The organism is Paucibacter sp. KCTC 42545 (assembly GCF_001477625.1).
Taxonomy (GTDB): domain Bacteria; phylum Pseudomonadota; class Gammaproteobacteria; order Burkholderiales; family Burkholderiaceae_C; genus Paucibacter_A.
Window position 1 is genome coordinate 3,745,235 of record NZ_CP013692.1, and the last position, 23,123, is coordinate 3,768,357.

The 23,123-nt window shown below is 65.2% G+C and carries 18 protein-coding genes, 1 tRNA gene and 1 riboswitch; of the genes, 9 read left to right on the top strand and 10 right to left on the bottom strand.

Features of this window, described 5'->3' with window-relative positions; genetic code table 11:
* Window positions 1-117: 117 nt before the first annotated feature.
* Window positions 118-966 (top strand): IclR family transcriptional regulator domain-containing protein, encoded by an 849-nt coding sequence (locus tag AT984_RS16120; RefSeq protein ID WP_082680095.1) that lies wholly within the window; start codon window positions 118-120, stop codon window positions 964-966.
* A 134-nt stretch (window positions 967-1,100) separates the two neighbouring features.
* On the opposite strand, the gene AT984_RS16125 is transcribed toward AT984_RS16120, so the two are convergent.
* Both AT984_RS16125 and AT984_RS16130 read right to left on the bottom strand, forming a co-directional pair.
* Window positions 1,101-2,645 (bottom strand): 3-hydroxyacyl-CoA dehydrogenase, encoded by a 1,545-nt coding sequence (locus AT984_RS16125; protein ID WP_082680096.1) that lies wholly within the window; start codon window positions 2,643-2,645, stop codon window positions 1,101-1,103.
* Between the two features lie 11 nt (window positions 2,646-2,656).
* Window positions 2,657-3,463 (bottom strand): enoyl-CoA hydratase-related protein, encoded by an 807-nt coding sequence (locus AT984_RS16130; protein ID WP_058722386.1) that lies wholly within the window; start codon window positions 3,461-3,463, stop codon window positions 2,657-2,659.
* A 130-nt stretch (window positions 3,464-3,593) separates the two neighbouring features.
* Between AT984_RS16130 and AT984_RS16135 the strand changes: the two genes are divergently transcribed.
* Window positions 3,594-5,387 (top strand): NAD(P)H-dependent oxidoreductase subunit E, encoded by a 1,794-nt coding sequence (locus tag AT984_RS16135; protein WP_058720974.1) that lies wholly within the window; start codon window positions 3,594-3,596, stop codon window positions 5,385-5,387.
* Window positions 5,380-8,172: a formate dehydrogenase subunit alpha gene (gene fdhF / locus AT984_RS16140; protein WP_058720975.1), complete on the top strand. Its 2,793-nt coding sequence runs from the start codon at window positions 5,380-5,382 to the stop codon at window positions 8,170-8,172. The genes AT984_RS16135 and fdhF overlap by 8 nt, the downstream gene beginning before the upstream one ends.
* Before the next feature lie 141 nt (window positions 8,173-8,313).
* Here the strand turns inward: fdhF and AT984_RS16145 are convergent, their stop codons facing one another.
* The 3 genes from AT984_RS16145 to AT984_RS16155 all read right to left on the bottom strand — a co-directional run bounded on the left by AT984_RS16145 (window position 8,314) and on the right by AT984_RS16155 (window position 12,498).
* Window positions 8,314-8,943 (bottom strand): PEP-CTERM sorting domain-containing protein, encoded by a 630-nt coding sequence (locus tag AT984_RS16145; RefSeq protein WP_058720976.1) that lies wholly within the window; start codon window positions 8,941-8,943, stop codon window positions 8,314-8,316.
* Window positions 8,944-8,981: 38 nt separating this feature from the next.
* Window positions 8,982-11,180, bottom strand: coding sequence for a PhoX family protein (locus AT984_RS16150; protein WP_058720977.1), 2,199 nt, complete (start codon window positions 11,178-11,180; stop codon window positions 8,982-8,984).
* Window positions 11,181-11,673: 493 nt separating this feature from the next.
* Window positions 11,674-12,498 (bottom strand): tetratricopeptide repeat protein, encoded by an 825-nt coding sequence (locus AT984_RS16155; RefSeq protein ID WP_082680097.1) that lies wholly within the window; start codon window positions 12,496-12,498, stop codon window positions 11,674-11,676.
* A gap of 216 nt (window positions 12,499-12,714) precedes the next feature.
* Between AT984_RS16155 and AT984_RS16160 the strand changes: the two genes are divergently transcribed.
* Entirely contained in the window at window positions 12,715-13,008 is a 294-nt protein-coding gene (locus tag AT984_RS16160) for an antibiotic biosynthesis monooxygenase family protein (protein WP_058720979.1), read from the top strand.
* 57 nt (window positions 13,009-13,065) lie between these two features.
* On the opposite strand, the gene AT984_RS16165 is transcribed toward AT984_RS16160, so the two are convergent.
* A complete protein-coding gene (locus AT984_RS16165) occupies window positions 13,066-13,983 on the bottom strand; it encodes a DMT family transporter (protein ID WP_197418132.1) in 918 nt (305 codons plus the stop codon).
* A gap of 121 nt (window positions 13,984-14,104) precedes the next feature.
* Between AT984_RS16165 and AT984_RS16170 the strand changes: the two genes are divergently transcribed.
* Both AT984_RS16170 and AT984_RS16175 read left to right on the top strand, forming a co-directional pair.
* Window positions 14,105-15,064 (top strand): AraC family transcriptional regulator, encoded by a 960-nt coding sequence (locus AT984_RS16170; protein ID WP_058720980.1) that lies wholly within the window; start codon window positions 14,105-14,107, stop codon window positions 15,062-15,064.
* A gap of 79 nt (window positions 15,065-15,143) precedes the next feature.
* Window positions 15,144-16,010, top strand: a complete 867-nt coding sequence (locus tag AT984_RS16175; protein WP_058720981.1) for a hypothetical protein — start codon at window positions 15,144-15,146, stop codon at window positions 16,008-16,010.
* A gap of 136 nt (window positions 16,011-16,146) precedes the next feature.
* Here AT984_RS16175 and AT984_RS16180 read toward each other — a convergent pair whose 3' ends face one another.
* Entirely contained in the window at window positions 16,147-16,506 is a 360-nt protein-coding gene (locus AT984_RS16180) for an HU family DNA-binding protein (RefSeq protein ID WP_058720982.1), read from the bottom strand.
* A gap of 288 nt (window positions 16,507-16,794) precedes the next feature.
* Here AT984_RS16180 and AT984_RS16185 point away from each other — a divergent pair, with 288 nt between their 5' ends.
* Window positions 16,795-18,906: a putative bifunctional diguanylate cyclase/phosphodiesterase gene (locus tag AT984_RS16185; RefSeq protein WP_058720983.1), complete on the top strand. Its 2,112-nt coding sequence runs from the start codon at window positions 16,795-16,797 to the stop codon at window positions 18,904-18,906.
* A 114-nt stretch (window positions 18,907-19,020) separates the two neighbouring features.
* On the opposite strand, the gene AT984_RS16190 is transcribed toward AT984_RS16185, so the two are convergent.
* The 3 genes from AT984_RS16190 to AT984_RS16200 all read right to left on the bottom strand — a co-directional run bounded on the left by AT984_RS16190 (window position 19,021) and on the right by AT984_RS16200 (window position 21,857).
* Window positions 19,021-19,105, bottom strand: a tRNA-Leu gene (locus AT984_RS16190).
* Between the two features lie 96 nt (window positions 19,106-19,201).
* Complete coding sequence (gene amaB / locus AT984_RS16195) at window positions 19,202-20,704, bottom strand: L-piperidine-6-carboxylate dehydrogenase (protein ID WP_058720984.1); 1,503 nt, start codon at window positions 20,702-20,704, stop codon at window positions 19,202-19,204.
* 58 nt (window positions 20,705-20,762) lie between these two features.
* Window positions 20,763-21,857: a saccharopine dehydrogenase family protein gene (locus AT984_RS16200; RefSeq protein ID WP_058720985.1), complete on the bottom strand. Its 1,095-nt coding sequence runs from the start codon at window positions 21,855-21,857 to the stop codon at window positions 20,763-20,765.
* A gap of 159 nt (window positions 21,858-22,016) precedes the next feature.
* Here AT984_RS16200 and AT984_RS16205 point away from each other — a divergent pair, with 159 nt between their 5' ends.
* Complete coding sequence (locus AT984_RS16205; protein ID WP_082680099.1) at window positions 22,017-22,535, top strand: Lrp/AsnC family transcriptional regulator; 519 nt, start codon at window positions 22,017-22,019, stop codon at window positions 22,533-22,535.
* A 105-nt stretch (window positions 22,536-22,640) separates the two neighbouring features.
* Complete coding sequence (locus tag AT984_RS16210; RefSeq protein WP_156422057.1) at window positions 22,641-22,856, top strand: hypothetical protein; 216 nt, start codon at window positions 22,641-22,643, stop codon at window positions 22,854-22,856.
* 75 nt (window positions 22,857-22,931) lie between these two features.
* Window positions 22,932-23,090, top strand: a riboswitch (FMN riboswitch).
* The last annotated feature ends 33 nt before the right edge of the window (window positions 23,091-23,123 follow it).

A 23,123-nucleotide genomic window follows, 5' to 3' on the forward strand; every position in this document is an offset into this window, starting at 1 on the left:
CGTGCGTATGTCGCCCTTATTACGGAATCTACACAGACGGGCTAGGGGGTCACTTCTATAGTCGGGTTTTTCGGCTTGCGCTCAATCATTTTTTTGGGCGCCTTATGCAAAACAACCATGTCAGCTGCACGCGCATTTGAAGACCTCGCCCCCGCAATTTCGCAGGGTCTTGCCTCCCCCGCCACGGTCACGCCCGAACTGGAACATCAGGGTCCGCTCAAGCGCGACCTGGTGGCCGGTCTGGAAAAAGGCCTGGCCGTGATCGAATCCTTCGATCAGGAGCGCCCAAGGCTGACCATCAGCGAAGTGGCCGTGCGCACTGGCTTGACCCGTGCCGCCGCGCGCCGCTATCTGCTGACGCTGACCCATCTGGGTTTTGTGTCGCAAGACCGCAAAATGTTTGCACTGACGCCCAAGGTCTTGCGCCTGGGTCAGAGCTATATGCACAGCGCCCGCCTGCCGCGCATCGTCGAGCCCGAGTTGCACAAGCTGGCCTATGCCTTGAAGGAAGCCAGCTCGGCCGGCGTGCTGGACGGCAATGATGTGATCTGCATCGCCGCCACCAGCGCGGGCCGCGTCGTCTCGCCCACTCTGCAGCCGGGCACCCGTGTGGCCGCGCATTGCTCGGGCAATGGCCGCGTGCTGCTGGCCGCCCTGCCGCCGGAAGATGTGGACGCCTGGATCAAGCGCCAGGACCTGGTGGCCCTGACGCCCAACACCATCACCCACCCCGAGCGCCTGCGCATCGAAATCGCCCGCGCCCGCTCGCTGGGCTATGCCTGCATCGACCAAGAGCTGGAAATGGGCTTGCGCACCGTGGCTGTGCCACTGCGCAATTACAAGGGGGAAGTGGTGGCCGCGATGAATATCAGCGTGCACGCCTCGCGCATGAGCATGGAGCAACTGGTGGAGCATTGCCTGCCCCCGCTGCTGCAAGCGCAAGCGCATCTGCGCATGCTGCTCTGAGGCGCATCAAGCCCCTCAGGCCCCTCGGTCAAGAAAGAAGCAAGCCCGCCCTGCATCACGCAGGGCGGGCTTTTTTGTGCCATCGACAAGCTGAGGGCTTGGCGCCGCAAATGCGCCTGAGCCCCGAGCAGCCCTTAAGCCCAGCGCCGCTGATTCAGCAAAGGGCTGACCCGATAGCGCTCACCGCGGTAGGCCTGGAACAAGCCGTCCAGCACCGTCACGCATAGCTCTGGGCCCACCAGCGCCAGCCACTCAAACGGGCCGGCCGGGTAGTTGACGCCCAGCTTCATCGCCAAGTCGGCGCCCTGCTCATCGCATACGCCCTGCCAGACGGCATCGGCGCCTTCGTTGACCAGCATGGCGATGGTGCGCGCCACCACCAGGCCCGGCGCGTCGCGCAAGAGCAGCGGCTCCCAGCCCAAGGCGCGCCACACATCCAAGACCTGGGCGCGCGCCGCCTCACTGGCGCGTGGCGCGAAGGCCAGGGCCAGCGCGTCGATGCGATCCGGCGCAATCGGCCAGTCCATCACCGCCAGCTCGGGATGTTTGAGTTCGCTGGCCAACTGCGCCGCACTGACGCCTTCGCAAAGGTGCACATGCAATTCACCCACGATCAGCCCCGACCAGTCGGCCGACTTACCGCGCGTAAAGGCAATGCCCTTATTGCTCAGGCATTGCCCCAGCTGCTCCACCAAAGCGCCTCGGCCCACCAGGCAGATGGATGCGAGCGCAGCGCTGGGCGCGGCCACCGCTTCGGCCGGCGCGGACGCGCCCTCAAAAAAGCCCTTGCCCACCTTACGGCCCAGGCGGCCGCCATCGACCAAGGCTTTTTGCACCAGCGAAGGCACAAAACGCTTGTCACCAAAATTGGCCTCGAACACCGATTGGGTGACGAGGAAATTGGTGTCATGGCCGATCAGGTCCATCAGCTCGCAAGGCCCCATGCGGAAACCCACCGCGCGCAGGGCGCGGTCCAGCACGGCGGGCGTGCCGGCCTGTTCTTGCAGCAAGGCCAGAGTCTCGGCGTAATAGGGCCGGGCAATGCGGTTGACGATGAAGCCCGGTGTGGACTTGGCATGCACCGGCGTCTTGCCCCAGCGCCGCGACAAGGCCTCGATCACCTCAGCCACCTCAGGCGCGGTCTCGGCTCCCGACACCACCTCCACTAGCTTCATCTGCGGCACCGGGTTGAAGAAGTGCATGCCCACCAAACGGGCCGGGTTGGCCATGCCATTGGCCAAGGCGGTCACGCTGATGGACGAGGTGTTGCTGGCGATGATGGCGCCGGGTGCCAGCAAGCCGTCCAGCTCACGCAGCAAGGCCTGCTTGGGTTCCAGCTTCTCGACGATGACCTCGATCACCAAGGCCGCCCCCGCCAACTCAGCCGTGGCGCTGGCCGGCTGGATGCGCGCCAGCAAAGCGTCACGCGCCTCGGCCTCCATGCGGCCCTTGGCCACCAGGCCATCCAGGCCCTTGGCGATTTGCGCCAGCGCTGCCTCGGCCGCGCCCGCCCGCACATCGAGCAAACGCACCGGGTGGCCGGCAAGTGCTGCGACCTGGGCAATGCCCGCGCCCATCACGCCGGCGCCCACCACGCCAATCATGGCCTGCTCGGCGGGCAGCGTGGCAATCTGCCAGGCCGTCGTTGAAGTGCTTGTTTCTACTGTTGCTGCTGTCATGCTGTTCCCGCTCACTGGCTAAGGTCTTGTTTGGCCACCGGCACCCAGGCGGCCGGGCGCTTGGCCAGGAAGGCACCGAAGCCCTCGCGGGCTTCATCGCTCATGCGCACCCGAGAAATAGTTTGCGCCGTCAGCTCGCGCACCTCGGGCGTCACCGGCCCCAGCGCCAGCTGCGCGAACAGGCGCTTGATCTCGCCCTGCGCCTGCGGGCCGTTCATCAACAACTCATCCACCCAGCGCTGCACGGCGGCGTCCAGCTCAGCAGCCGGCACCACCTCATGCAGCAAGCCCATGCCCAGCGCTTCAGCAGCGCCGATGCGGCTGGCCGTGAGCGCCAGCCGGCGCGCCTGGCGCGGCCCGACGGCGTTAATCACATAAGGGCCAATGACGGCCGGCAAGATGCCAAAGCGCGCCTCGCTGACCGCGAACTTGGCGTCCTCAGTCGCCAGGGCGATGTCGCAAGCCGCCACTAGGCCGAAGCCACCGCCCAGCGCCAAGCCTTGCACGCGGGCAATGGTGGGCTTAGGGCAATTCGCAATGCGCGCCAGCATTTCGGCAAAGCCGCGTGCGTCCTGCAGGTTCCAGTCCTGCGTTGCTTCCGAGGCGCGCTTCATCCACTGGATGTCGGCGCCGGCGCTGAAAGCCTTGCCGGCGCCGGCCAGCACGATCAGCCGCACGGCCGGGTCAGCGGCCAGCTGATCGAAGGCGGTGCCCAGCTCGGCAATCATGGCTTCATTGAAGGCGTTAAACACCTCCGGGCGGTTCATGGTCAGGCGCGCCACACCTTGCGCGTCCACCGCAATCTGCAATGTCTCCACCAGCAAACTCCTTGTTGTTGCCGCAGTATCGCAGTCTCGACCGATCGGTCGAATCAGTGCTTTCAGCATCCCGGCGCGCTGCGCAAACCGCTTGACAATGCAAGCCTGAAAAGAATCGGAGACACCCGCCATGCCCCCCCACCAGCCGCCCGGCCGCCGAGTGATTGCGCTGCAGCCCGTCAAGCCTTCGAAGAGTGCCAAACGTACGCAGGGCAGCAAGTCCGGCAGCGCTGCCCGTGGTGGCGGCCTGCGTGGCCGCCAGCCCAGCGCCGCGGCCACGGCCGAGGTGCAGGCCACCTTGGGCGAGGCGCCGCGCGAGCGCAGCTTGCTGATCGAATACCTGCACCTGTTCCAAGACCGCCATGGCCATTTGAGCGTGGACATCCTGGCCGCCTTGGCGGCGGAGCTGGGCCTGTCGCAGGCCGAGGTGCATGAGGTGGCGAGCTTCTATCACCACTTCGACATCGTCGCCGAGGGCGCCACCGCCCCTGCCCCCTTGACCCTGCGCATCTGCGCCTCGCTGAGCTGTGCCATGCAGGGCAGCGCGGCCTTGAGCGCCGAGATGCGCGCCCTGCTGGCGGAGCAACAAGGTGTGCGCTTGCAAGAGGTCTCATGCCTGGGCCGCTGCGACAAAGCACCGGTGGCGGTGATTGGCCAGCAGCCGGTTGAAAAAGCCAATGCCGCAGGCCTGCTGAACCTGCTGCAAGCGCCTCCAGCGTCGGGCTGGCAAGACCCGGCCCCACAGTACCAAGGCCTGGCCGACTACCTGGCGGGCGGCGGCTACGCCGTGCTGGATCAGCTGCGCCAGGGGGAGCGCGACGTGGATGCCTGCATCCACACCCTCAGCGCCGCCGGCCTGCGCGGCCTGGGCGGCGCGGGCTTTCCGCTCGGGCGCAAATGGAGCGTGGTGCGCTCACACGCGGCGCCGCGCTTGCTGGCAGTCAATATCGACGAAGGCGAACCCGGTACCTTCAAAGACCGGGTCTATCTGGAACGCGAACCGCATCGCTTTCTGGAGGGCATGCTGATCGCCGCCCTTTGCGTGGACGTGGCCGCCATCTACATCTATGTGCGCGACGAGTACCACGCCCTGCGCCAAGTGCTGGCCGACGAAATCGCCCTGCTGCAAGCCCATGCGCAAAAGCAAGGGCAAGGGCAAGGGCAAGACCTGCCCCCCATCCATTTGCGGCGCGGCGCCGGCGCTTATATCTGCGGCGAAGAGTCGGCCATGATCGAGTCCATCGAAGGCAAGCGCGGCTGGCCGCGCCAGCGCCCGCCCTATGTGGCCGAGTGCGGCTTGTTCGACCGCCCCACGCTTGAACACAATATGGAAACGCTCTACTGGGTGCGCGACATTCTTGAGCAAGGCGCGGCCTGGTTCCTCGGCCATGGGCGGCGCGGCCGCAAAGGCTTGCGCTCCTTCTCGCTCTCGGGCCGGATCAACAAGCCCGGCGTGCATCTGGCCCCGGCCGGCATCTCGCTGCGCGAGTTGGTGGACGAGTACGGCGGCGGCATGCAAGCCGGCCACACGCTTTACGGCTTCTTCCCCGGCGGCGCCTCGGGCGGCATTTTTCCGGCCAGCCTGGCGGATGAGCCGCTGGACTTCGACACCTTGCAGCCGCACGGCGGCTTCATCGGCTCAGCGGCGGTGATCGTGTTCTCGCAGGCCGACAGCGCCCGCGCCCTGGCCTTGAATGCGATGGAATTTTTCGAGCACGAAAGCTGCGGCCAATGCGTACCCTGCCGCGAAGGCACGCAGCGCGCCGTGCAACTGATGCGCGCGCCCGACTGGAACGCGCCCTTGCTGGAAGAGCTGGCGCAGGTGATGAGCGATGCCTCCATCTGCGGCCTCGGCCAAGCCGCCCCCAACCCCATGCGTTGCGCCCTGCGCTACTTCCCGCAGGAGTTCAAGAGCCATGTCTGACGCCATCAATTTTCAGCTCGACGGCCAGGCGCTGCAGGCCCAGCCGGGCGAAACCCTCTGGCAAGCGGCGCAGCGCGCCGGCATCAGCATCCCGCATCTGTGCCACACGCAAGGCCTGGCCCCCGCCGGCAACTGCCGTGCCTGCGTGGTGGAGATCGCTGGCGAGCGCGTGCTGGCCGCCTCCTGCTGCCGCACGCCGCGCGAAGGCATGCAGGTCAGCTTGCAGAACGAGCGGGTGCAGCGCAGCCAGAAGATGGTGCTGGAGCTGCTGCTGGCCAATGCGCCCGCCACCGCCCACAGCCGCAGCTCCGAGCTGACGCAATGGTGCGAAGCTTTAAGCGTGAGCCAGCCCCGCTTCGCGCCGCGCGAGCAGCCAGCGCCCGACCACTCGCACCCCGCCATCCATGTGCAGCTGGACGCCTGCATCCAGTGCATGCGCTGCGTGCGCGCCTGCCGGGACGAGCAGGTCAACGATGTGCTGGGCATTGCCGGCTCCGGCGCCAGCACCCGCATCAGCTTCGATGCCGATGACGCACTGGCAAACAGCAGCTGTGTGGCCTGCGGCGAATGCGTGCAAGCCTGCCCCACCGGCGCACTCACGCCCGCCAACGGCGCCGCGCTGCAAGTGGCCGTTGCCGAAGTGGATTCCGTCTGCCCCTACTGCGGTGTGGGCTGCCAGCTGACCTACCGGGTCAAGGACGAAAGAATCTTGGAGGCCACCGGCCGCGATGGCCCGGCCAACCACGGCCGCCTGTGCGTCAAAGGCCGCTACGGTTACGACTATGTGATGAGCGATGAGCGCCTGCGCACCCCGCTGGTCCGCCGCGCCGACGCGCCCAAAGACCCCGCCGACATCGCCCGCGTGCGCAGCGGCGCCCTGCCCCTGAGCGCACTGTTCCGCGAAGCCAGCTGGGACGAAGCGCTGGACCTCGCCGCCGCCGGCTTCAACAAACTGCTGGCCAGCCACCCCCACGGCGCACAAAGCCCCCTGGCCGGCTTCGGTTCGGCCAAGGGCAGCAATGAAGAAGCCTATCTATTCCAGAAACTGATCCGCCAAGGCTTTGGCACCCACAACGTGGACCACTGCACGCGGCTGTGTCACGCCAGCTCGGTGGCGGCTTTGCTGGAAGGCCTGGGCTCGGGCTCGGTCAGCAACCCGGTGTCGGACGCGCAATACGCCGACCTGATTTTTCTGATCGGCGCCAACCCCAGCAGCAACCACCCGGTGGCGGCCAGCTTCATCAAGAACGCGGTCAAGCGCGGCGCCACTCTGATCGTGGCCGACCCGCGCCGCGCGCCCATGGCCCGCTTCGCCAAGCACCATCTGGCCTTCCGGCCCGACAGCGATGTGGCCCTGCTCAACGCCCTGCTGCACATCATCATCGAGGAAGGCCTGACCGACCCCGACTTCATTGCCGCGCGAGTGAATGGTTATGAGGCTTTGAAAGCCTCGGTGGCCGACTGCACGCCCGAGCGCATGAGCGAGCTCTGCGGCATTGCGCCGCAAGCGCTGCGCACCGTGGCGCGGCTGTATGCCACGTCCAAGGCGTCGATGATTTTCTGGGGCATGGGCATCAGCCAGCATGTGCACGGCACCGACAACGCGCGCTGCCTGATCGCGCTGGCCATGATCACCGGCCAGATCGGCCGGCCCGGCACCGGCCTGCACCCGCTGCGCGGCCAAAACAATGTGCAAGGCGCCTCGGACGCGGGCCTGATCCCGATGATGCTGCCCAACTACCAGCGCGTCATCCACAGCGAGCTGCGCCAGCAATTCGAAGCCCTCTGGGGCATGAGCGAAGCCATGGGCGCCCAGCCCGGCATGACGGTGGTGGAGATCATCCATGCCGCCTTTGAGGGTCGCATCAAAGCCATGTTTGTGGAGGGCGAAAACCCAGCCATGTCTGACCCCGACCTGGACCACGCCCGCGCCGCCCTGGCCAAGCTTGATCACCTGGTGGTGCAAGACATCTTCGCCACCGAAACCGCCTTGCTAGCCGATGTGATCCTGCCCGCCTCGGCCCACCCCGAGAAATGGGGCAGCTACACCAACACCGACCGCCTGATCCAGCTCGGCCGCCCGGCGCTCACGCCACCAGGCGCGGCCCGCCAAGACCTCTGGATCATCGAGCAACTCGGCCGCCGCATCGGCCTGCCCTGGCAGTACTGGCAGGCCGACGACGGCGCGGGCCAGCTGGCGAGCGAAGCGCCGGTGGCCCGCGTGTTCGAAGAAATGCGCACGTTGATGGCGCCGCTGGCAGGTGTGAGCTGGGCGCGCCTCAAGCGCGAGGAAGCGGTGGTGACACCGGCGCCGCGGGAAGACGAACCCGGCGAAGCGGTGGTCTTCACCGACCATTTCCCCACCGCCGACGGCCGCGCCCAACTGGTGCCCGCCAGTTTCATGCCCGGCCCCGAACAGCCCGACCGCGACTACCCCCTGGTGCTGTCCACCGGCCGCGTGCTGGAGCATTGGCACACCGGCGCGATGACGCGCCGCGCCAGCGCGCTGGAGGCCTTGTCCCCCACGCCCCTGATCAGCATGCACCCAGAAGACGCCGCCGCCCTGTACTTGGACGAGGGTCAGGTCGTGCGCATGAGCTCACGCCACGGCAGCCTGCAAGCCCAAGTGCAGCTCAGCCCCGAAGTCAGGCTGGGCCAGCTCTTTCTGCCCTTCTGCTACTGGGAAGCCGCCGCCAATGTGTTGACCGGCAGCGCGCTGGACCCCGCCGGCAAGATCCCCGGCTTCAAGGTGACGGCGGTGCGGGTGGAGGCACTGGCGCAATAGCCAGGCAGGCCGGCGCTGTGATGGCGCCAAGTTAAGGCCTGGCGCCCAGCTAAACGAAAGGCCCGTGCGACGCTGTCGCACGGGCCTTTTCTTTTCATCCTGCCATCAGCCAGGCACGCCCTCAAGCGCGCCTGCTCGTGTTCAAGCGCGGCGGCGCTTCGCCACTGCCGCCAGCAGACCCAAGCCCAGCGCCATCAGGGCGTAGCTTTGCGGCTCGGGAACGGCGGTGGTGAACTGGAGGTTGTCGACCACCACACCGACACCCTTGAAGGAGATCGAGCGGATGTCGGCGCTGGCGCGGGTGATGCCCAGAAACTGGCCTTCGTTGTAGCCAAAGGGATCGGTCACAACGCTGAAGTTGTGGGTTTCGATGATCTGGTTGTTGTCACCATAGACCGACACCACCATATTCAGCGGGAAGCTGGCAATGGCGTAATGATTGACGAAGGCGCCCACGCCGGCGGTCAAGGCCGCAAAGCTGAAGCGCAACTCACCAATGCCCGCGCCTGCAGCGAAAGCGCCGTTCGCGCCCCACATGCCGTTTTCGCCCAGGACACGGTTGTTGGCGCCGAGCTCGGAGCCCAAATCGCCGGTGAAGATCACGCCGGGCGCCACGGCCACGGGGCCGGTGGTCAGCAGACCGTCAAAGTTCTCGAAGTCCACCAAGGCCGTGGACAGGGTCAGGGCCGAGGCGTCGGTCACCAAGGCGGCTTGGGCGGGTGCCAAAGCGGCCACGGCCAAACCCAGGGCCGCAAAAATTTGCTTGTTCATGAGAATGTGTTTCCTGAAGTTAAGAGGTCAAGCCGTGCTTAGCTGCCGATGATGCCGCCGTCGTCCTTGGTGATCACGACCACGCTTGAACGCGGGCGGCCGAAGGGCAGTGGCGTGATGCCATCAGACTCCAGGCCCCACTGATTGGCGGGCCACTTGGAGATCTTCTCGGGGTTGGCGGCAGGCGAGCCTTCGCCCGGGTGCTGCACACCCACCCACATCGTCTTACCGTCCGGGCTCATGGCGATGCCGGTGACTTCGCAACCATTCGGCGAAGTCAGGAAGCGGCGCGCCATACCCGTGTTGGGGTCGGCGCAGACCATGCAGTTGGCGCCGAGGTTTTTCCAATCACCGGAAGCGTCACCGATCTGGTCGGTCTGCACCCAGAGGCGGCCGAAGTGGTCAAACCACAGACCGTCCGGCGCACCGAAGTCGGCGCTGCCGAAGGGGTCGGCCGCGATATTGCCCTTGTAGTTATTGGTGGGCTTAGGCGCCTTGGAGGTCTTGGTGTCGCCGGCTTGTAGGAACAGGTTCCAAGTGAAGCTGGTGGCCTTGACGGTGTCGGCATCTTCTTGCCAACGGATGATGTGACCGTAGATATTGTCTTCACGCGGGTTGGCGGCGTCGACGGCAGGGCGGGCCGAGGCGGCCGTGGTGGAACCATCAGCCTTGTTCGACGAAGGCGTGGCGCTGCTGCCGCGGCGATTGTTATTGGTCAGCGTGCAGTAGACCTCGATCTTGTTGAAGCCACCGATGCGGGGGCGCGCACCGGTCCACTCGGGGCGGTCCATCATGGTGGCGCCAACAGCGTCGGCAGCCATGCGGGTCTTGATCAAGATCTTGGCCAGCACTTCGGCGTCATCGGCACCGGCAAAGTTCACGTTGTCACGCAAGGCCTTGCCGTCCACGCCGATGGTGCCGGGCTGCAGGGCGATCCACTGGCCGCTCAGATCGGAAGCGAACTTGGCGACGTACAAGGTGCCGGCGTCCAGCAAGTCACGGTTGGCGGCGCGGTTGGCCGGGTTGTACTTGCCGGCGCTGACGAATTTGTAGATGTACTCGTTGCGCTCGTCGTCACCCATGTACAGGGCCAGGTGGCCGTCCTTGTCCACCACATACTGCGCACTTTCATGCTTGATGCGGCCCAGGGCTGTGCGCTTGACCGGCACGCTCTTCGGATCGTAGGGGTCCACTTCCACCACCCAACCGAACAGATTCGATTCGTTCGGGTTGACGGCCAAGTCGAAACGCGGATCTTGGGTGTGCCACTTGTAATCGAAACCGGCGGCCGTAAAGCCATAGCGGTTGAAGAGCTTGCCGGCTTCGCCCGATGTGGCGGAAGGCAAAGCAGCAGTCGAACCAAAGTTGCCGTTGAAGTTTTCTTCGCAGGTCAGGTAAGTGCCCCAGGGCGTCACGCCGTTGGCGCAGTTATTGATGGTGCCGTAGGCGGTGTAGCCATCAGTTTGCTTGCCGGTGGCAAAGCTGCCGTTCTCGTTGATGGTGTACTCATTGGCCTTCATCAAGGCATGGCCAGCGGCCGGGCCGGAGATGCGGGTCTTGGTGTTGGCGGTCAGGCGGCGGCCGTAAGGCGAGGTCTTGACCACGGCCCACTTGCCATTGCGGCGGCGGGCTTCGAGGATGGACACGCCATGAGCGGCCTGCGACTTGCGCACCGATGCGATCGAAGCACCGGCCACGCCAGAAGGCGTCAGGATTTCTTCGTGGGTGTACTCGTTGTTGATGGCCAGGATGCCACGATCCGAGGTCGGCTTGCCGTCAACACCAGTGAAGGGGAAGAAAGCCATGCCGTCGTTGTGAGCACCAAACTGCTTGGCCTGCTCAGCGGCGGTGTTGCTGGCGTCTGAGGCGAAAGCCACGCCGCCGGGCATGATGGGGTCACCCCAGGCCACGAACAACTCAGCGGTGTAGCCGGCCGGCACCGTGATCTTGTCGGCCACGGCAGAAGCCGCAGGCGCCGAGGTGATGGACACGCTGGCCGGCACGCTTTCAAAGCCAATGCCGGGGAAGCCCAGGCCCGCAGGCACAGGGCCGGCTTGCACGGTGTTCACCAGACCCGACAGGGTCAGGCCACCAGCAGCGGCCAGAGCGGTCGTACCGACCGAGCCCTTGATGAAGGTGCGACGGCTGGTGTCAATGCTGTCGATGATGTCGTAAATGGATGCATTGCCGGACGGGTTGATCGTCTCGTCATTGCGGGGGTGCTTGATGCCCTTCATGCCTGGCTCCTGACTGAATCGGTAAATGTCGTGGGAAGGAGGTGAGGCCGCAGCGCGACCGCGGGCCGGAATGTGCCCGCCGCACAAGTCGGCGGCATGACGCCGTTAGTCCGAAAGGCCCATGCCAAAGCACGATCTGACCGCCCGTTTAGGGGGGGCGGCAGCAGGGATGCGAGCCGTTCGGGCAAACAGGGTGCCCGCGCTGACGGTTCGGGAAATGCAGGCACGGAGCACGTTGCAATCACGCGCGCAGGGGAACCTCAGCCCCGGAGCAGGGCTAGAGCAGCTTTTCTGCCCCTTTTCGCTATTGGAAAGCCGCCGCCAATGTGCTGGCCGGCAGCGCCCTCGACCCAGCCGGCAAGCCCCTTAGCCTCAAGCTGCTGGCGGTGCGATTAGTGGAGCCGACATTGGCCGCCGCGACGCAATGCAATGCGAGTCAAGGCAGCGAATGTGCCGCGCCTCACGCTATTCGGCGCGCTGCTCGCCTCCCGTTCTATCTCTCAACGGCGCTGAGCAAGGCCGGCACCGAGGACATTCCGGCCCGCGCCGCCATGGTGACGGGTGTCGGCCCGGTCAACCAAGAGGCGCGAATGTTGGCGGCCTCTTGCTTCTCTTCATCTGATAGCTCGGCTTGTAAAGCGGCGAGTCGGTCCGACAGTTCCTTGCTCGTGTTCGGCATCCGCTCCTTCAGGATGAGCATCAAAGCGAAGCCCTTGGCCTTGTGCTTTGAATCAGGGCGCGACAGATAGTTGGCCAAGTAGGCGGTGGAAGGCAGATTGGCTTGGCGAGAGGCCTTCTCCCACCACGCCAATGCGCCGGCAATGTCACCCTTCTTCCCCAAGTGCAAGGCAACATCGTGCTGGGCGAGCTCATACCCGGCTTCAGCGGCCTGAAGTTTGAACTTCAGCGCGACCTGTTCGTCCAGAGGAACGACATCGGGGAACTGCCCCGCGTAATAGCAACCAACCTTGTACGAGGCCAGAACGCTTCCGGCTTCCGCCGCCTCGGAGAAGTAGCGGAACGCGGCTTTGTTGTCTCGTTGGGTTCCAATACCGTTGTTGAGAAACATGCCGAGGTTGTACTTAATGTCGGCGTTGCCGCTCTCGGTGAGCGCGGTCAGACGCTTAAACAGCGCTTCGGGCGACGACTCGGCGGCTCGGATGGGACTTGCGCAGGCCCAAGCAAGCGTCACAAGGGCAAGAAGCTGGGTGGTGTTGCGCATATTGTGTTTTGCTATGCCCGAAGTGCTCGGCGGCAAATGTTTGATTGATTGATTGATCGATCGATCAGCAACCTGGGATTCATCGGCCGCATCCATGCCCTATCAAAGTTCCGCTGAAGGCGGCGCCGGGCGGCGAGGCTCGGCAAGCACATGGTACGTCGCAATTTGGCGTTATCTTTCTCGGCTGAGGTTTTCTCCACGCATCCAAGTCCAGGGTCGGTCCTGCTCAGCGCCGCCTCCTAGAATCAACGCGAATCACCCAGGGGCAACCGCCCTCTTCATTCCCCCTCACTCCACCGCGAGCAGCACATCATGATTTTGGAAATTGCCGACATCCGCATCCATCCCGGCCAGCAAGCGGCTTTTGAGGCGGCGATTGAGTTGGGCTTGGACACTGTGGCGTCCAAGGCCAAGGGTTTTATCAAGGCGCAAGTGCATCAGGGTATCGAGTCGCCCGAGCGCTATGTGCTGCAGATTCAATGGGCCACGCTGGAAGACCACACCGAGGGCTTCCGGGGCGGGCCGCTGTTCCCGGCCTGGCGCGCCATCGTTGGGCCCTTCTTTGCCGAGCCGCCCAAGGTGGAGCATTTCACCGCGCGCCTTTGAGACCTCGCGCTGCATTGCTGCGCTGAGCGCGCAGCAATGCGCATTTGCCGATAAGCGCTAGGCCGTCGCGCGGGCGCCTTCTGCCGGCTTGCGCCACCACCCGCACAGCGGCTTGTTGCGGAACACCAGCACATTGCCCGCCATCACACAGGCCAGGCCCAGCATGGCCGGCAGGGTCCACCGATAGCCCTCGAACAGGGCCGAGGCATTGAGTGCCACCACCGGGAACAGCACGGTGCTATAGGCCGCGCGCTCCGGCCCCAGGCGGCCGACCAGGGTCAGGTAGGCGGTGAAACCGATCACCGAGCCGGGGATCGCCAAGTACAGCAACGCACTGGCATAGCGCCAACCCGGCTCAAAGGTGAATGGCAGGCCTTGCAACAGGCAATAGCTCAGTAGCAACAGGGTGCCGGTCAACATGCCCCAGGCATTGGTTTGCGCGGGCTTCCAGCCTTGACGCTGCAGGGCGGCCGAGAGCAGGTTGCCAGTGGAAAAACACAGCGTGCCACCCAGTGCCCAGGCCAAGCCTTGCAAGGTAGTGACGCTGGCGCCATGGGCACTGATTTCGGGCCAGAACAGCAGCAGCAAGCCGCACAGGCCCAGCGCGCCGCCGGCCAGCACCTGAGGCGCCAGCTTGCGGCCATGCACCAAGCGCGCCAGCAGCGCATTCCAAAGCGTGGAGCTGGAGAACACCACCGCCACCAGCCCGCTTTGAATCAAGGCGCTGGCCTTGAGGAAGCAAACAAAGTTGAAGCAAAACAGGCACAGGCCCTGACCCAACACCCACAGCCCGGCGCGGCCACGCGGCCGCTGCAACTGGCCACGCCAAGCCAGCCAGGCAAACAGAATCAAGGCCGCCAGCCCGAAGCGGTAGGCAATGGACATGGGGATGGGCACCACGCCCAGCTGCCACTTCAGGGCGATCCAGGTCGTACCCCAGATCAGCACCACCAGGGCGTACAAAACTGCATTCACAGCAAACTCCTCAAAAGCGAGGCCTGAGCATGCAGTCCGCGGGCTTGTCGGCATTGCACATTCCTGCGCTTTTTGCGTGCGGGCGTGGGCGCGGCGGGCCGATGCAGTCGAAAATTGCGCCATGCCCACCAATGCCACGCTTGCACCTAGCAGCGCCGCCGCCGACACCGCCGCACAGTCCCATGTGTTTGCGGTGCTGAGCCAGTCGCGCGCGCGCCTGGAGCGCCAAGCCGAGCTGGGCAATTCCCTGCGCCTGGCCCAGTGGCACAACCGCGAAGACCGCACCGGCTACAGCCGACCCGGGCACCACACCTTGTCGGTCTATCTGCAGGGCGGGCAAGACGTGCGCGTACTGGGCGAACGCAGCTCACAGGACGCAGCGCACGGCCAGCCCGGCAGCTTTTGCGTCTTGCCGGCCGATCATGAATCGCAATGGCAGATTGCAGGCGACCTGCGCTTTGTGCACCTTTACCTGTCTGACGGCGCCTGGGCCCAGCGCATCGTGCAACTGCTGGATGCCGAGCCGCGCGCCTACACCCTGGCGCCGCGCATCTTCGGCCAAGACCCGGTGCTGGCCGGCTGGGCGCAGCAAGTGGCGGCCCTGGACTGGAACAACACCGTGCAGCGCTTGCAAGCGCACCAGCTCAGCGAGGCCGCACTGGACCGCCTGGTGCTGCTGGCCGCCCGGCCGCATGCGCGCGAACGCGCACTGCAGCTGGCCAAAGGCGGCTTAGCCCCGGCGGCACGGCGCCGCGTGCTGGCGACCATCGAGGCCCAGTTGGAAGCGGGCCTGAGCCAGGGCAAAAGCGAGGGCCTGAGCCTGGCCGCGCTGGCGGCCTTGGCCAATCTGTCGGAGTTCCATTTCGCGCGCATGTTCCGCAACAGCCTGGGCTGCAGCCCGCATGGCTGGATCAGCCAGCGGCGCGCCGCCCGCGCCCGCGCCCTGCTGCGGCAGCGCCGCCCTGCACTCACCCTGGCCCAGGTGGCCGCTGAGTGCGGCTACGCCAGCGCCAGCCATCTGAGCCGCAGCCTCAAGGCGGATTTGGGCGCCACGCCGGGCGAGTGGCGGCGGGCGGGCTGAGGCGCAGCCGCCCACTAAAATCGAGGGCTCGCGGCAGCCTGTGTTTGTCGCGTGACATCCACTTCGCCTCCCCCTGCCCATGCCCACTTCCAGCACCCTCGATTTCGCCGGCCGCCTTTGGCGCGTGCGCCGGCCCAAACCCTTTGTGCTGGTGATTGAGGGCGAGCAGCCCAGTGAGCCCGGCGCAGCAATCGTGCCCAGCGACTATCTGCACGACATCTTGCTGCAGCCCGAATGGCGCGAGCCCTTCTTCCAGCTGGCCGATGCCACCGGCCTGGTGGTCTGCCTGAATCTGGACAGCCAGCATGAGAGCTACCGCGATGTGCGCGGCCGCTCCAGCAAGGGCCGGCTGAGCCAGGGCGAGTATTACCACCACGACGGCTGCTCCGGCCCGACCAAGCCGCGCTTTGTCGAGATCCGCTGCCCTTACCAGCCGCAGACCCGCTCGATTGCCACGGCCGTGGCCCCGCATCACGCCGTAGTGGCGGCCATGGTGCAAGCCCTGCCAGCGGAGTTGGCCGCCGCGCCGGCGCTGCAGCCGCTGCTGCAAGGACAGGATCTGTCCGGTGCTGCGGTGCAGGGCATGAGCTATCAAGCGCTGGATCAGCTGCAGGGCCAGATCACCCGCACCGTGCGCCGCAAGCTCGATGCCGAGGGCGCGCGCGCCTACTTCCGCCAGGTCGATCAATTGGCCGACGCCTATTTCGAACCCTGGCAGCTGGGTGAAAGCCGCATCGTCAGCAATGCCAACGCGGGCGTGACCATGCAGCACCGCCGCGCCTACCAAGAACTGCACGCCGGCGGCGTGGCCAACGGCCATCTGGTCAAGCGCTGGCCTAATGAGGAGCTGCCCCTGCCGGGCCAAGCGGTGGACACCGCCTTGCTGGCCTCTTTCTGCAGCGAAGAAGACGGCACTTGCTGGCGCGCCGAAACCGGGCGCAACTGAACAAAAAAAGGCGCTCCAAAGAGCGCCTTTTCTTCTACTTTCCCGACGAACTTTGCCTAGGGCACAGGGCCGCCGGGTCAGTGCGTGACCGCTGGCCTCAGCGGAGCTGAGGGCGTGCCGTCACACCAAGTCCAAATTACTTCTTGGCCTTCTTGGCAGCGGGCTTGGCAGCAGTCTTGGCGGCTGTTTCAGCAGCCTTGGCAGCCTTGCGAGCAGCAGCCTTGGGGTCCACGGCGGCCTTGAAGCCAGCGCCAGGAGTGAACTTAGGCAGCTTGGCTGCGGCGATCTTGATCTTGTCGCCGGTGCTGGGGTTCACGCCAGTGCGGGCGGCACGTGCGTGCTGCTTGAACGAACCAAAGCCGGGAATCGACACGGCGCCGCCCTTTTTGACGGTGGTGACCACGGCGTCCAGCAGGGTTTCCAGGATACGGCCGGCTTCGGCCTTGGTCAGCGAGTGCTTGGCTGCCAGGTGTTCAATCAGTTCGGTCTTATTCATTCCAGGCTCTTTCTCATCTCTCATTGAAGCCCGACAAGCTCGGGCGACGCTATTTTCGCTGAATCGGCATGACTCACCTCGCGCGAATCGCGCCGATGCGCCTAGCCATCATAGATGCTCGCGGCCGCTACTCCAGCCGGCCGCCTGCGCGGCGTGATGAATTACCTTTGGCCAGCATGCATTTTTTGATAGGCCGTTTGGCAATCGCGTTAGCATGGTGGCGCCTAGTCCAGCCTATCCCGGGCCCACCTTGCGCATGAGTTCAAGCTAAATCAGCCAACGTCATACATGAGCATGCACGCGGAACTACCCGACCAAGCCTGGCTGCAATTCGCAGCCCACCAGGTCTGGCTCATGGACGCCGACTTGCGCCCCCTGTTCGGCAACCCTCATTTGCTGAGCTATCTGGGCCTGGATCAAACCGAATTGCAGCGCCTGCGCTGGCCCGAGTTGCTGCTGCCCGATGAGCGGGCCGAGTTCGAGAAGCGCTGGGCCGCCGCGCAGAGCAGCGGCGAATGGGTGATGGACTACCGCCTGCGCGCGGCCGACGGCAGCCTGCGCTGGCAGCTGGCGCAAGCCCGGGCCCTGCCCGACGGCCGTTGGCTGGGCAGCCACACCGACATCAACGAACGCAAAAACGCCGAGACCCGGCTGCGCGAGTCCGACGATTTGTGGAAGCTGGCCCTCGAGAGCAATGGCGACGGTGTGTGGGACTGGTATGTGCAGACCGGCGTGGAGACTTACTCGCCGCGCTATCTGCAGATGTACGGCTATGGCGAAGACGAGATCCAGCCCAGCCCGGCCGAGTTCGACGCCCGCACCCACCCGGACGATGTGGCGCAGATGACCGCCGACCGCGAAGCGCATTTCAGCGGCGCCGAACCGCTCTACAGCAATGAGCACCGCGTGCTGTGCAAAGACGGCAGCTGGAAGTGGATTCTCAGCCGCGGCATGGTGATCAGCCGCGACGAAGAAGGCCGGCCCCTGCGCATGGTGGGCACCCACACGGACATCACCACGCGGCGTTCGAACGAAGCCTTGATTTGGCAGCAAGCGCACTTCGATGCCCTGACCGGCCTGCCCAACCGCAGCCTGCTGCGCGACCGGCTGGAGCAAGCCAAGCTACGCGCCCAGCGCAGCGGCCTGTCGGTGGCCGTGCTCTTCATCGACCTCGACCAGTTCAAAGAGGTCAACGACATGCTGGGCCACGCCATGGGCGACCTGCTGCTGATACAGGCCGCCGGCCGCATCCGGCAGGCCTGCGAGGGCCTGCCCAGCACCGTGGCACGCATGGGTGGCGACGAGTTCACGGTGCTGCTGGAAGATGTGAGCGCACCCGCGCAAGCGGAAGCCCTGGCCCAGCAAATCCTGCAAAGCCTGTCCACCTCCTTCGAATTGCAAGGCGAGCGGGTCTTTGTCTCGGCCAGCATCGGCCTGAGCCTTTACCCGAGCGATGGCGAGCAGGCCGAGACGCTGTTCAAACATGCCGATCAGGCGCTCTACCTCGCCAAGGGCGCGGGCCGCAACTGCCAGCGCCGCTTCACGCCCGAACTGCAGGCCGCCGCCCTGGCGCGCGCGCGGCTCAGCAATGATTTGCACGACGCCATGGCGGGCCAGCAGTTCAGCTTGGTCTACCAACCCATCATCCGCCTCAGCGACGGCCGCATCTGCAAGGCCGAGGCCCTGCTGCGCTGGCAACACCCGACGCGCGGCATGCTTGGCCCGGCCGAGTTTGTGCCGCTGGCCGAGGCCAGTGGCCTGATCATCGAAATTGGCGAGTGGGTGTTCGAGCAAGTGGCCGCGCAGGCCAAGTGCTGGCGCGAGAGCATCGCGCCGCATCTGCAGCTTTGCCTGAACAAGTCGCCGGTGCAGTTCCGCGTCGCTGATGCGCGTGAGATTGTTGCAACGGGCCAGGCAGGCCAAACGGGCAAAGCCAGCGCCACCGCGCCGGATTGGCCCGCTCGCCTGCGCGAGCTGGGCCTGCCCGGCCAGGCCCTGGCGGTCGAAATCACCGAAGGCCTGCTGCTGGAAGCCGATTCAGCCGTCACCGAGCGCCTGAGCGCGCTGCGCATGGCCGGCATGCAAATTTCACTGGACGACTTCGGCACTGGCTTCAGCTCCCTGTCTTATCTACAAAGCCTGGCCATCGATGTGCTCAAGATCGACCGCAGCTTTGTGCAAGATCTGCGGCCCGGCAGCAAGAACCTGGCCTTGTGCAAAGCCATCATCACGATGGCCCAGGCGCTGGACATGCAAGTGGTGGCCGAGGGCGTGGAAACGGTCGAACAACGCGAACTGCTGCGTGCAGCGGGTTGCGACTTTGTGCAGGGCTATTTGATCTCGCGCCCGGTATCCGCCGAAGAGTTTGAACGCATGCTGCGAGAAGACGGCAAGACCTGACCCCCACGACGCGTTCGCACAAGCTGATTGCATAACGCGTTCACGCAAACCGTTTGCATAAACAGTTTCGGAAAAACGCAAAGGGCCAGCACTTGCGTGCTGGCCCTCATTGTTTGGTGCCCAGGAGAGGACTCGAACCTCCACGGAGTTACCCGCTAGTACCTGAAACTAGTGCGTCTACCAATTCCGCCACCTGGGCTTTTTCTTCATTGCTGCTGACTTGTTGTCTGCAGCGAAGAGGCCGAACTATAGCATTAATTTTTTGGTCTTGGCAAGACTTTCTAACTTTTCTATCTCAGAAGTCGAATTTAACGCCTTGGGCCAGGGGCAGTGCACCGGAGTAATTAATCGTATTGGTGGCGCGGCGCATATAGGCGCGCCAAGCATCAGAGCCCGATTCACGGCCACCGCCGGTTTCTTTTTCACCCCCGAATGCGCCGCCGATCTCAGCGCCCGAGGTGCCGATATTGACGTTGGCAATGCCGCAGTCCGAGCCGCTGGTCGAGAGGAAGAGTTCCGCCTCGCGCAAGTCATTGGTGAAGATGGCCGAGGACAGGCCTTGCGGCACCTCGTTCTGCAGCGCGATGGCTTCGGTCAGCGTCTCGTACTTCAGGGTGTAGAGGATGGGCGCGAAGGTCTCATGCTTGACCACCGCCGTTTGCGCGGGCATGCGCACCAAGGCCGGCGTGGCGTACCAAGCCTGCGGATAAACATCGGCCAGAGCGCGCTCACCACCGCTGACCACACCGCCCTGCTCGCGCGCTTGGGCCAGCGCCTTTTGCATCGCATCGAAGGCGGCTTGGTCGATCAGCGGGCCGATCAGATTGCCAGCTTCCAGCGGGCTGCCGATGGCCAGCGTCGCGCGCGCACGGTCCAGGCGCGCCACCAGTTCGTCGTGAATGCTGGCGTGAATGATGACGCGGCGGGTGGTGGTGCAGCGTTGACCGGCCGTGCCGTAGGCGCCGAACAGAATGCCGCGCACCGCCAGCTCCAGGTCGGCCGAAGGGCTAACGATGATGGCGTTATTGCCGCCCAGCTCCAGCAAGCAGCGGCCAAAGCGCGCCGCCACCTTGGGGCCTACCGCACGGCCCATGCGGGTCGAACCGGTGGCCGACACCAGGGCCACGTGAGGATCGTCCACCAGGGCCTCGCCCACGGCAGCGCCGCCGTTGAGCACCTGGGACAAATGCGCCGGCGCGCCGTCAAAGCGAGCCAGGGCCTTGTCGAACAAGGCTTGCGTGGCCAGTGCCGTCAAAGGCGTTTTCTCCGAGGGCTTCCACACGCAGGCATTGCCGCACACCAGGGCCAGGGCCGAATTCCAGGCCCACACGGCCACGGGGAAGTTGAAGGCCGAGATGATGCCCACCACGCCCAGCGGCAGCCATTGCTCCATCATGCGGTGACCAGGGCGCTCGGAGGCGATGGTCAGGCCGTGCAGCTGGCGCGACAGGCCGACGGCGAAGTCGCAGATGTCGATCATCTCCTGCACCTCGCCCTCGCCCTCGCTGGTGACCTTGCCGGCCTCCAGCGACACCAGGCGGGCCAGGGCCGCCTTGTGCAAGCGCAGCTCCTCGCCGAACAAGCGCACCAGCTCGCCACGGCGCGGCGCCGGCACCACGCGCCAGGCCAAAAAGGCGCTGTGGGCACGCGCCACGGCTACGCGCATCTCGTCGGCCGAGGCCTCATGCACCGCGCCGATGGCCGCGCCGTCGATGGGTGAGCGCACGGCCAGCGTGCCGCCGGTGAAGGCGCTGTCGGCCAGGCCCAGGGAGTTCAGAAGGGTTTTGATTTCGTTCATGAGGGGATTCTCAGGTTTTTTCTGCCGCCGGGTTCAGCCCAAGCAATCAATCGAACGATCAGCCAATCGACTCGACCTGACGCGACTGCTGATAGGCCTTGCCGAAGCGGTTGGCCAGGAAGTCGGGCAGCGCCACCTGCTCTTGGCGGATGAAGCCGGAGGCGGGCAATTTGCCCTCGCGGAACAAGTCCACCGCCGCGCAGATGCCGGCGGCCGTCGTGATCTGAATGGCGGACAGGGGCGCGGCACCATCTCGCTCGGCAAAGATCTTGCGCGCAAACACCTCTTGCACCAGGGCGCCGCCACGCATGCCTGACACGGTCACGAAGACCAGCACCACGTCTTGCATGGTGGCCGGCATGCTCTTGCGCATGATGTTCTTCAGCGTCTCCTGATCATTTTTGAGCTGCAGATCGTCCAGCAGCATTTGCATCAAATCGCGATGGCCGGGATAGCGCACGGTTTTGTAATCGAGGTTGCGCACCCGCCCTTGCAGGGTCTCGCACAAAGTGCCCAGGCCGCCCGAGGTATTGAAGGCTTCGTACTCGGTGCCGTCGAGCGAGAAATGCTCCAAGCCTTCGAGCGGCAGCGCGGCAATCAGCTCGCCGTCGTGGATCGATTCACAGGGGTGGCAGTACTCGTTGATCAGCCCGTCAACGCTCCACGTTAGGTTGTACTTCAGCGCATTGGTCGGGAAGGCCGGCAGCGCGCCGACGCGCATCTTCACATCCTGCAGCGTGTCGAAACTCTTGGCCAAATGATGGGCGACGATGCCGATGAAACCGGGTGCCAGGCCGCACTGCGGCATGAAGGCGGTGCGGGCGCCTTCGGCGATGCGTTTGATTTCCTTGGTGGCCGCCACGTCCTCGGTCAGGTCGAAATAGTGGCAGCCGGCTTCGAGCGCCAAATGGGCGGCGGTGATGGCAAGGTGGTAGGGCAAGGCATTGACCACCGTATCCTGACCCCGCAAAGCCACCGCCAACGCGACCTTGTCCTCGGTATCCACCGCCCGGGTGGCAATGCCCTCGGCTTGCAGCTTGGCCAGGGCTTGGGCGTTCTTGTCGATCACCGTCACTTGATAGTCACCACTGGCGTGCAGCAGGCGGGCGATGGTTTGGCCGATGTGTCCGGCGCCGAGCAGAGCGACTTTCATAGGGATCTCCTGAGGATTGAGGCGGATGGGCCTAAGGCTTGTTTCGCCGCAGTCTAGGGATGAGTCCGGACGAAAGAAAGCATGAGTTCGACGAATAATCGGGTGAATTCGTCGTTTCGACGAAGCACTTCGTCACATCGAATCAAGCAAGGGTTTGTCATGAATAGCCCCTCACAGCCTCCCTCCGTCGCCAACTCACCTGCCAGCTCGACCCCAGCCGGCCCGGCATCCGTGCCGAGCAGCCTCGACGCGCTGGACCGTCAACTCATCACCCAATTGCAGGCCAATGCGCGCGCCAGCACCGCCGAACTGGCACGCAAGCTGAGCGTGGCGCGCACCACGGTGGTGGCCCGCCTGGCCCGTTTGGAGGGCAATGGCACCATCGTGGGTTACACCGCGCGCCTCGGCGCCGACGCAGCCGACCGCGGCGTGCAGGCTTTTGTGGGCATCACCGTGCAGCCCAAGGCCGGGCGCGAGGTGGTCAAGCGCCTGAGCCAATTGCCCGAGTTGCGCCAGCTCGCCTCGGTCAGCGGTGAGTTCGACTACATGGCCCTGCTGCGCGCGGACTCCACCATGCGACTGGATGCGCTGCTGGACGAAATCGGTGAGATCGACGGCGTGATCAAGACCACCAGTTCGGTGGTGCTGGCCCTGCGCGTGGACCGCAGCAGCGGCTGAAAAAGCAGCCCGCACAAGCGGCATTGCACGGCGCCGACGCCAGCTGGCACGCGGCTTGCATCGGTTTGCCACTTGTTTGTTGGACATCGCCCCGAGGAGGCCATCATGAGAAGCGCCCAACTGAAAGACCGCCGTGCCGCCACCCAGCAACTGATCCCGCCGCGTGGCGCTTGGCGAGACGCGGCCGCGCAACCCGCACACACGCAGCGCGGCAAGAGCCATGCTTTGATTGCGCTGAAGTGTGCCGGCTTGGTCTTGGCGAGTTGGGGCCTGGTCTATCCCGGACTGATGTGGGGTTTGAACAGCTTGATGCCGAACTGAAGGGCCAAGCACCACCCCAACTGCTTCGGCTTCCTGCCCTACTAGAATCGCCGCGCCAGGCCCCCATGGGCCTGGCAGCGTTCTCAGGGCGGGGTGGAATTCCCCACCGGCGGTATCCGTGTTCTGCACGGGAGCCCGCGAGCGCCCGCAGCTGGCTTCGGCTGTCTGCGGGGTCAGCAGATCTGGTGCGATGCCAGAGCCGACGGTCATAGTCCGGATGAAAGAGAAACGCGTGGTGTCGGCGCCAGCTTCCGCGGAGGCTGGCGC

Excerpts from the sequence above, each read along its gene's own strand:
- AT984_RS16120 (WP_082680095.1), top strand. The coding sequence starts at position 118 with ATGTCAGCTGCACGCGCATTTGAAGACCTCGCCCCCGCAATTTCGCAG.
- AT984_RS16125 (WP_082680096.1), bottom strand. The coding sequence starts at position 2,645 with ATGACAGCAGCAACAGTAGAAACAAGCACTTCAACGACGGCCTGGCAG.
- AT984_RS16135 (WP_058720974.1), top strand. The coding sequence starts at position 3,594 with ATGCCCCCCCACCAGCCGCCCGGCCGCCGAGTGATTGCGCTGCAGCCC.
- fdhF (WP_058720975.1), top strand. The coding sequence starts at position 5,380 with ATGTCTGACGCCATCAATTTTCAGCTCGACGGCCAGGCGCTGCAGGCC.
- AT984_RS16145 (WP_058720976.1), bottom strand. The coding sequence starts at position 8,943 with ATGAACAAGCAAATTTTTGCGGCCCTGGGTTTGGCCGTGGCCGCTTTG.
- AT984_RS16150 (WP_058720977.1), bottom strand. The coding sequence starts at position 11,180 with ATGAAGGGCATCAAGCACCCCCGCAATGACGAGACGATCAACCCGTCC.
- AT984_RS16155 (WP_082680097.1), bottom strand. The coding sequence starts at position 12,498 with ATGGATGCGGCCGATGAATCCCAGGTTGCTGATCGATCGATCAATCAA.
- AT984_RS16160 (WP_058720979.1), top strand. The coding sequence starts at position 12,715 with ATGATTTTGGAAATTGCCGACATCCGCATCCATCCCGGCCAGCAAGCG.
- AT984_RS16170 (WP_058720980.1), top strand. The coding sequence starts at position 14,105 with ATGCCCACCAATGCCACGCTTGCACCTAGCAGCGCCGCCGCCGACACC.
- AT984_RS16175 (WP_058720981.1), top strand. The coding sequence starts at position 15,144 with ATGCCCACTTCCAGCACCCTCGATTTCGCCGGCCGCCTTTGGCGCGTG.
- AT984_RS16180 (WP_058720982.1), bottom strand. The coding sequence starts at position 16,506 with ATGAATAAGACCGAACTGATTGAACACCTGGCAGCCAAGCACTCGCTG.
- AT984_RS16185 (WP_058720983.1), top strand. The coding sequence starts at position 16,795 with ATGAGCATGCACGCGGAACTACCCGACCAAGCCTGGCTGCAATTCGCA.
- amaB (WP_058720984.1), bottom strand. The coding sequence starts at position 20,704 with ATGAACGAAATCAAAACCCTTCTGAACTCCCTGGGCCTGGCCGACAGC.
- AT984_RS16200 (WP_058720985.1), bottom strand. The coding sequence starts at position 21,857 with ATGAAAGTCGCTCTGCTCGGCGCCGGACACATCGGCCAAACCATCGCC.
- AT984_RS16205 (WP_082680099.1), top strand. The coding sequence starts at position 22,017 with ATGAATAGCCCCTCACAGCCTCCCTCCGTCGCCAACTCACCTGCCAGC.
- AT984_RS16210 (WP_156422057.1), top strand. The coding sequence starts at position 22,641 with ATGAGAAGCGCCCAACTGAAAGACCGCCGTGCCGCCACCCAGCAACTG.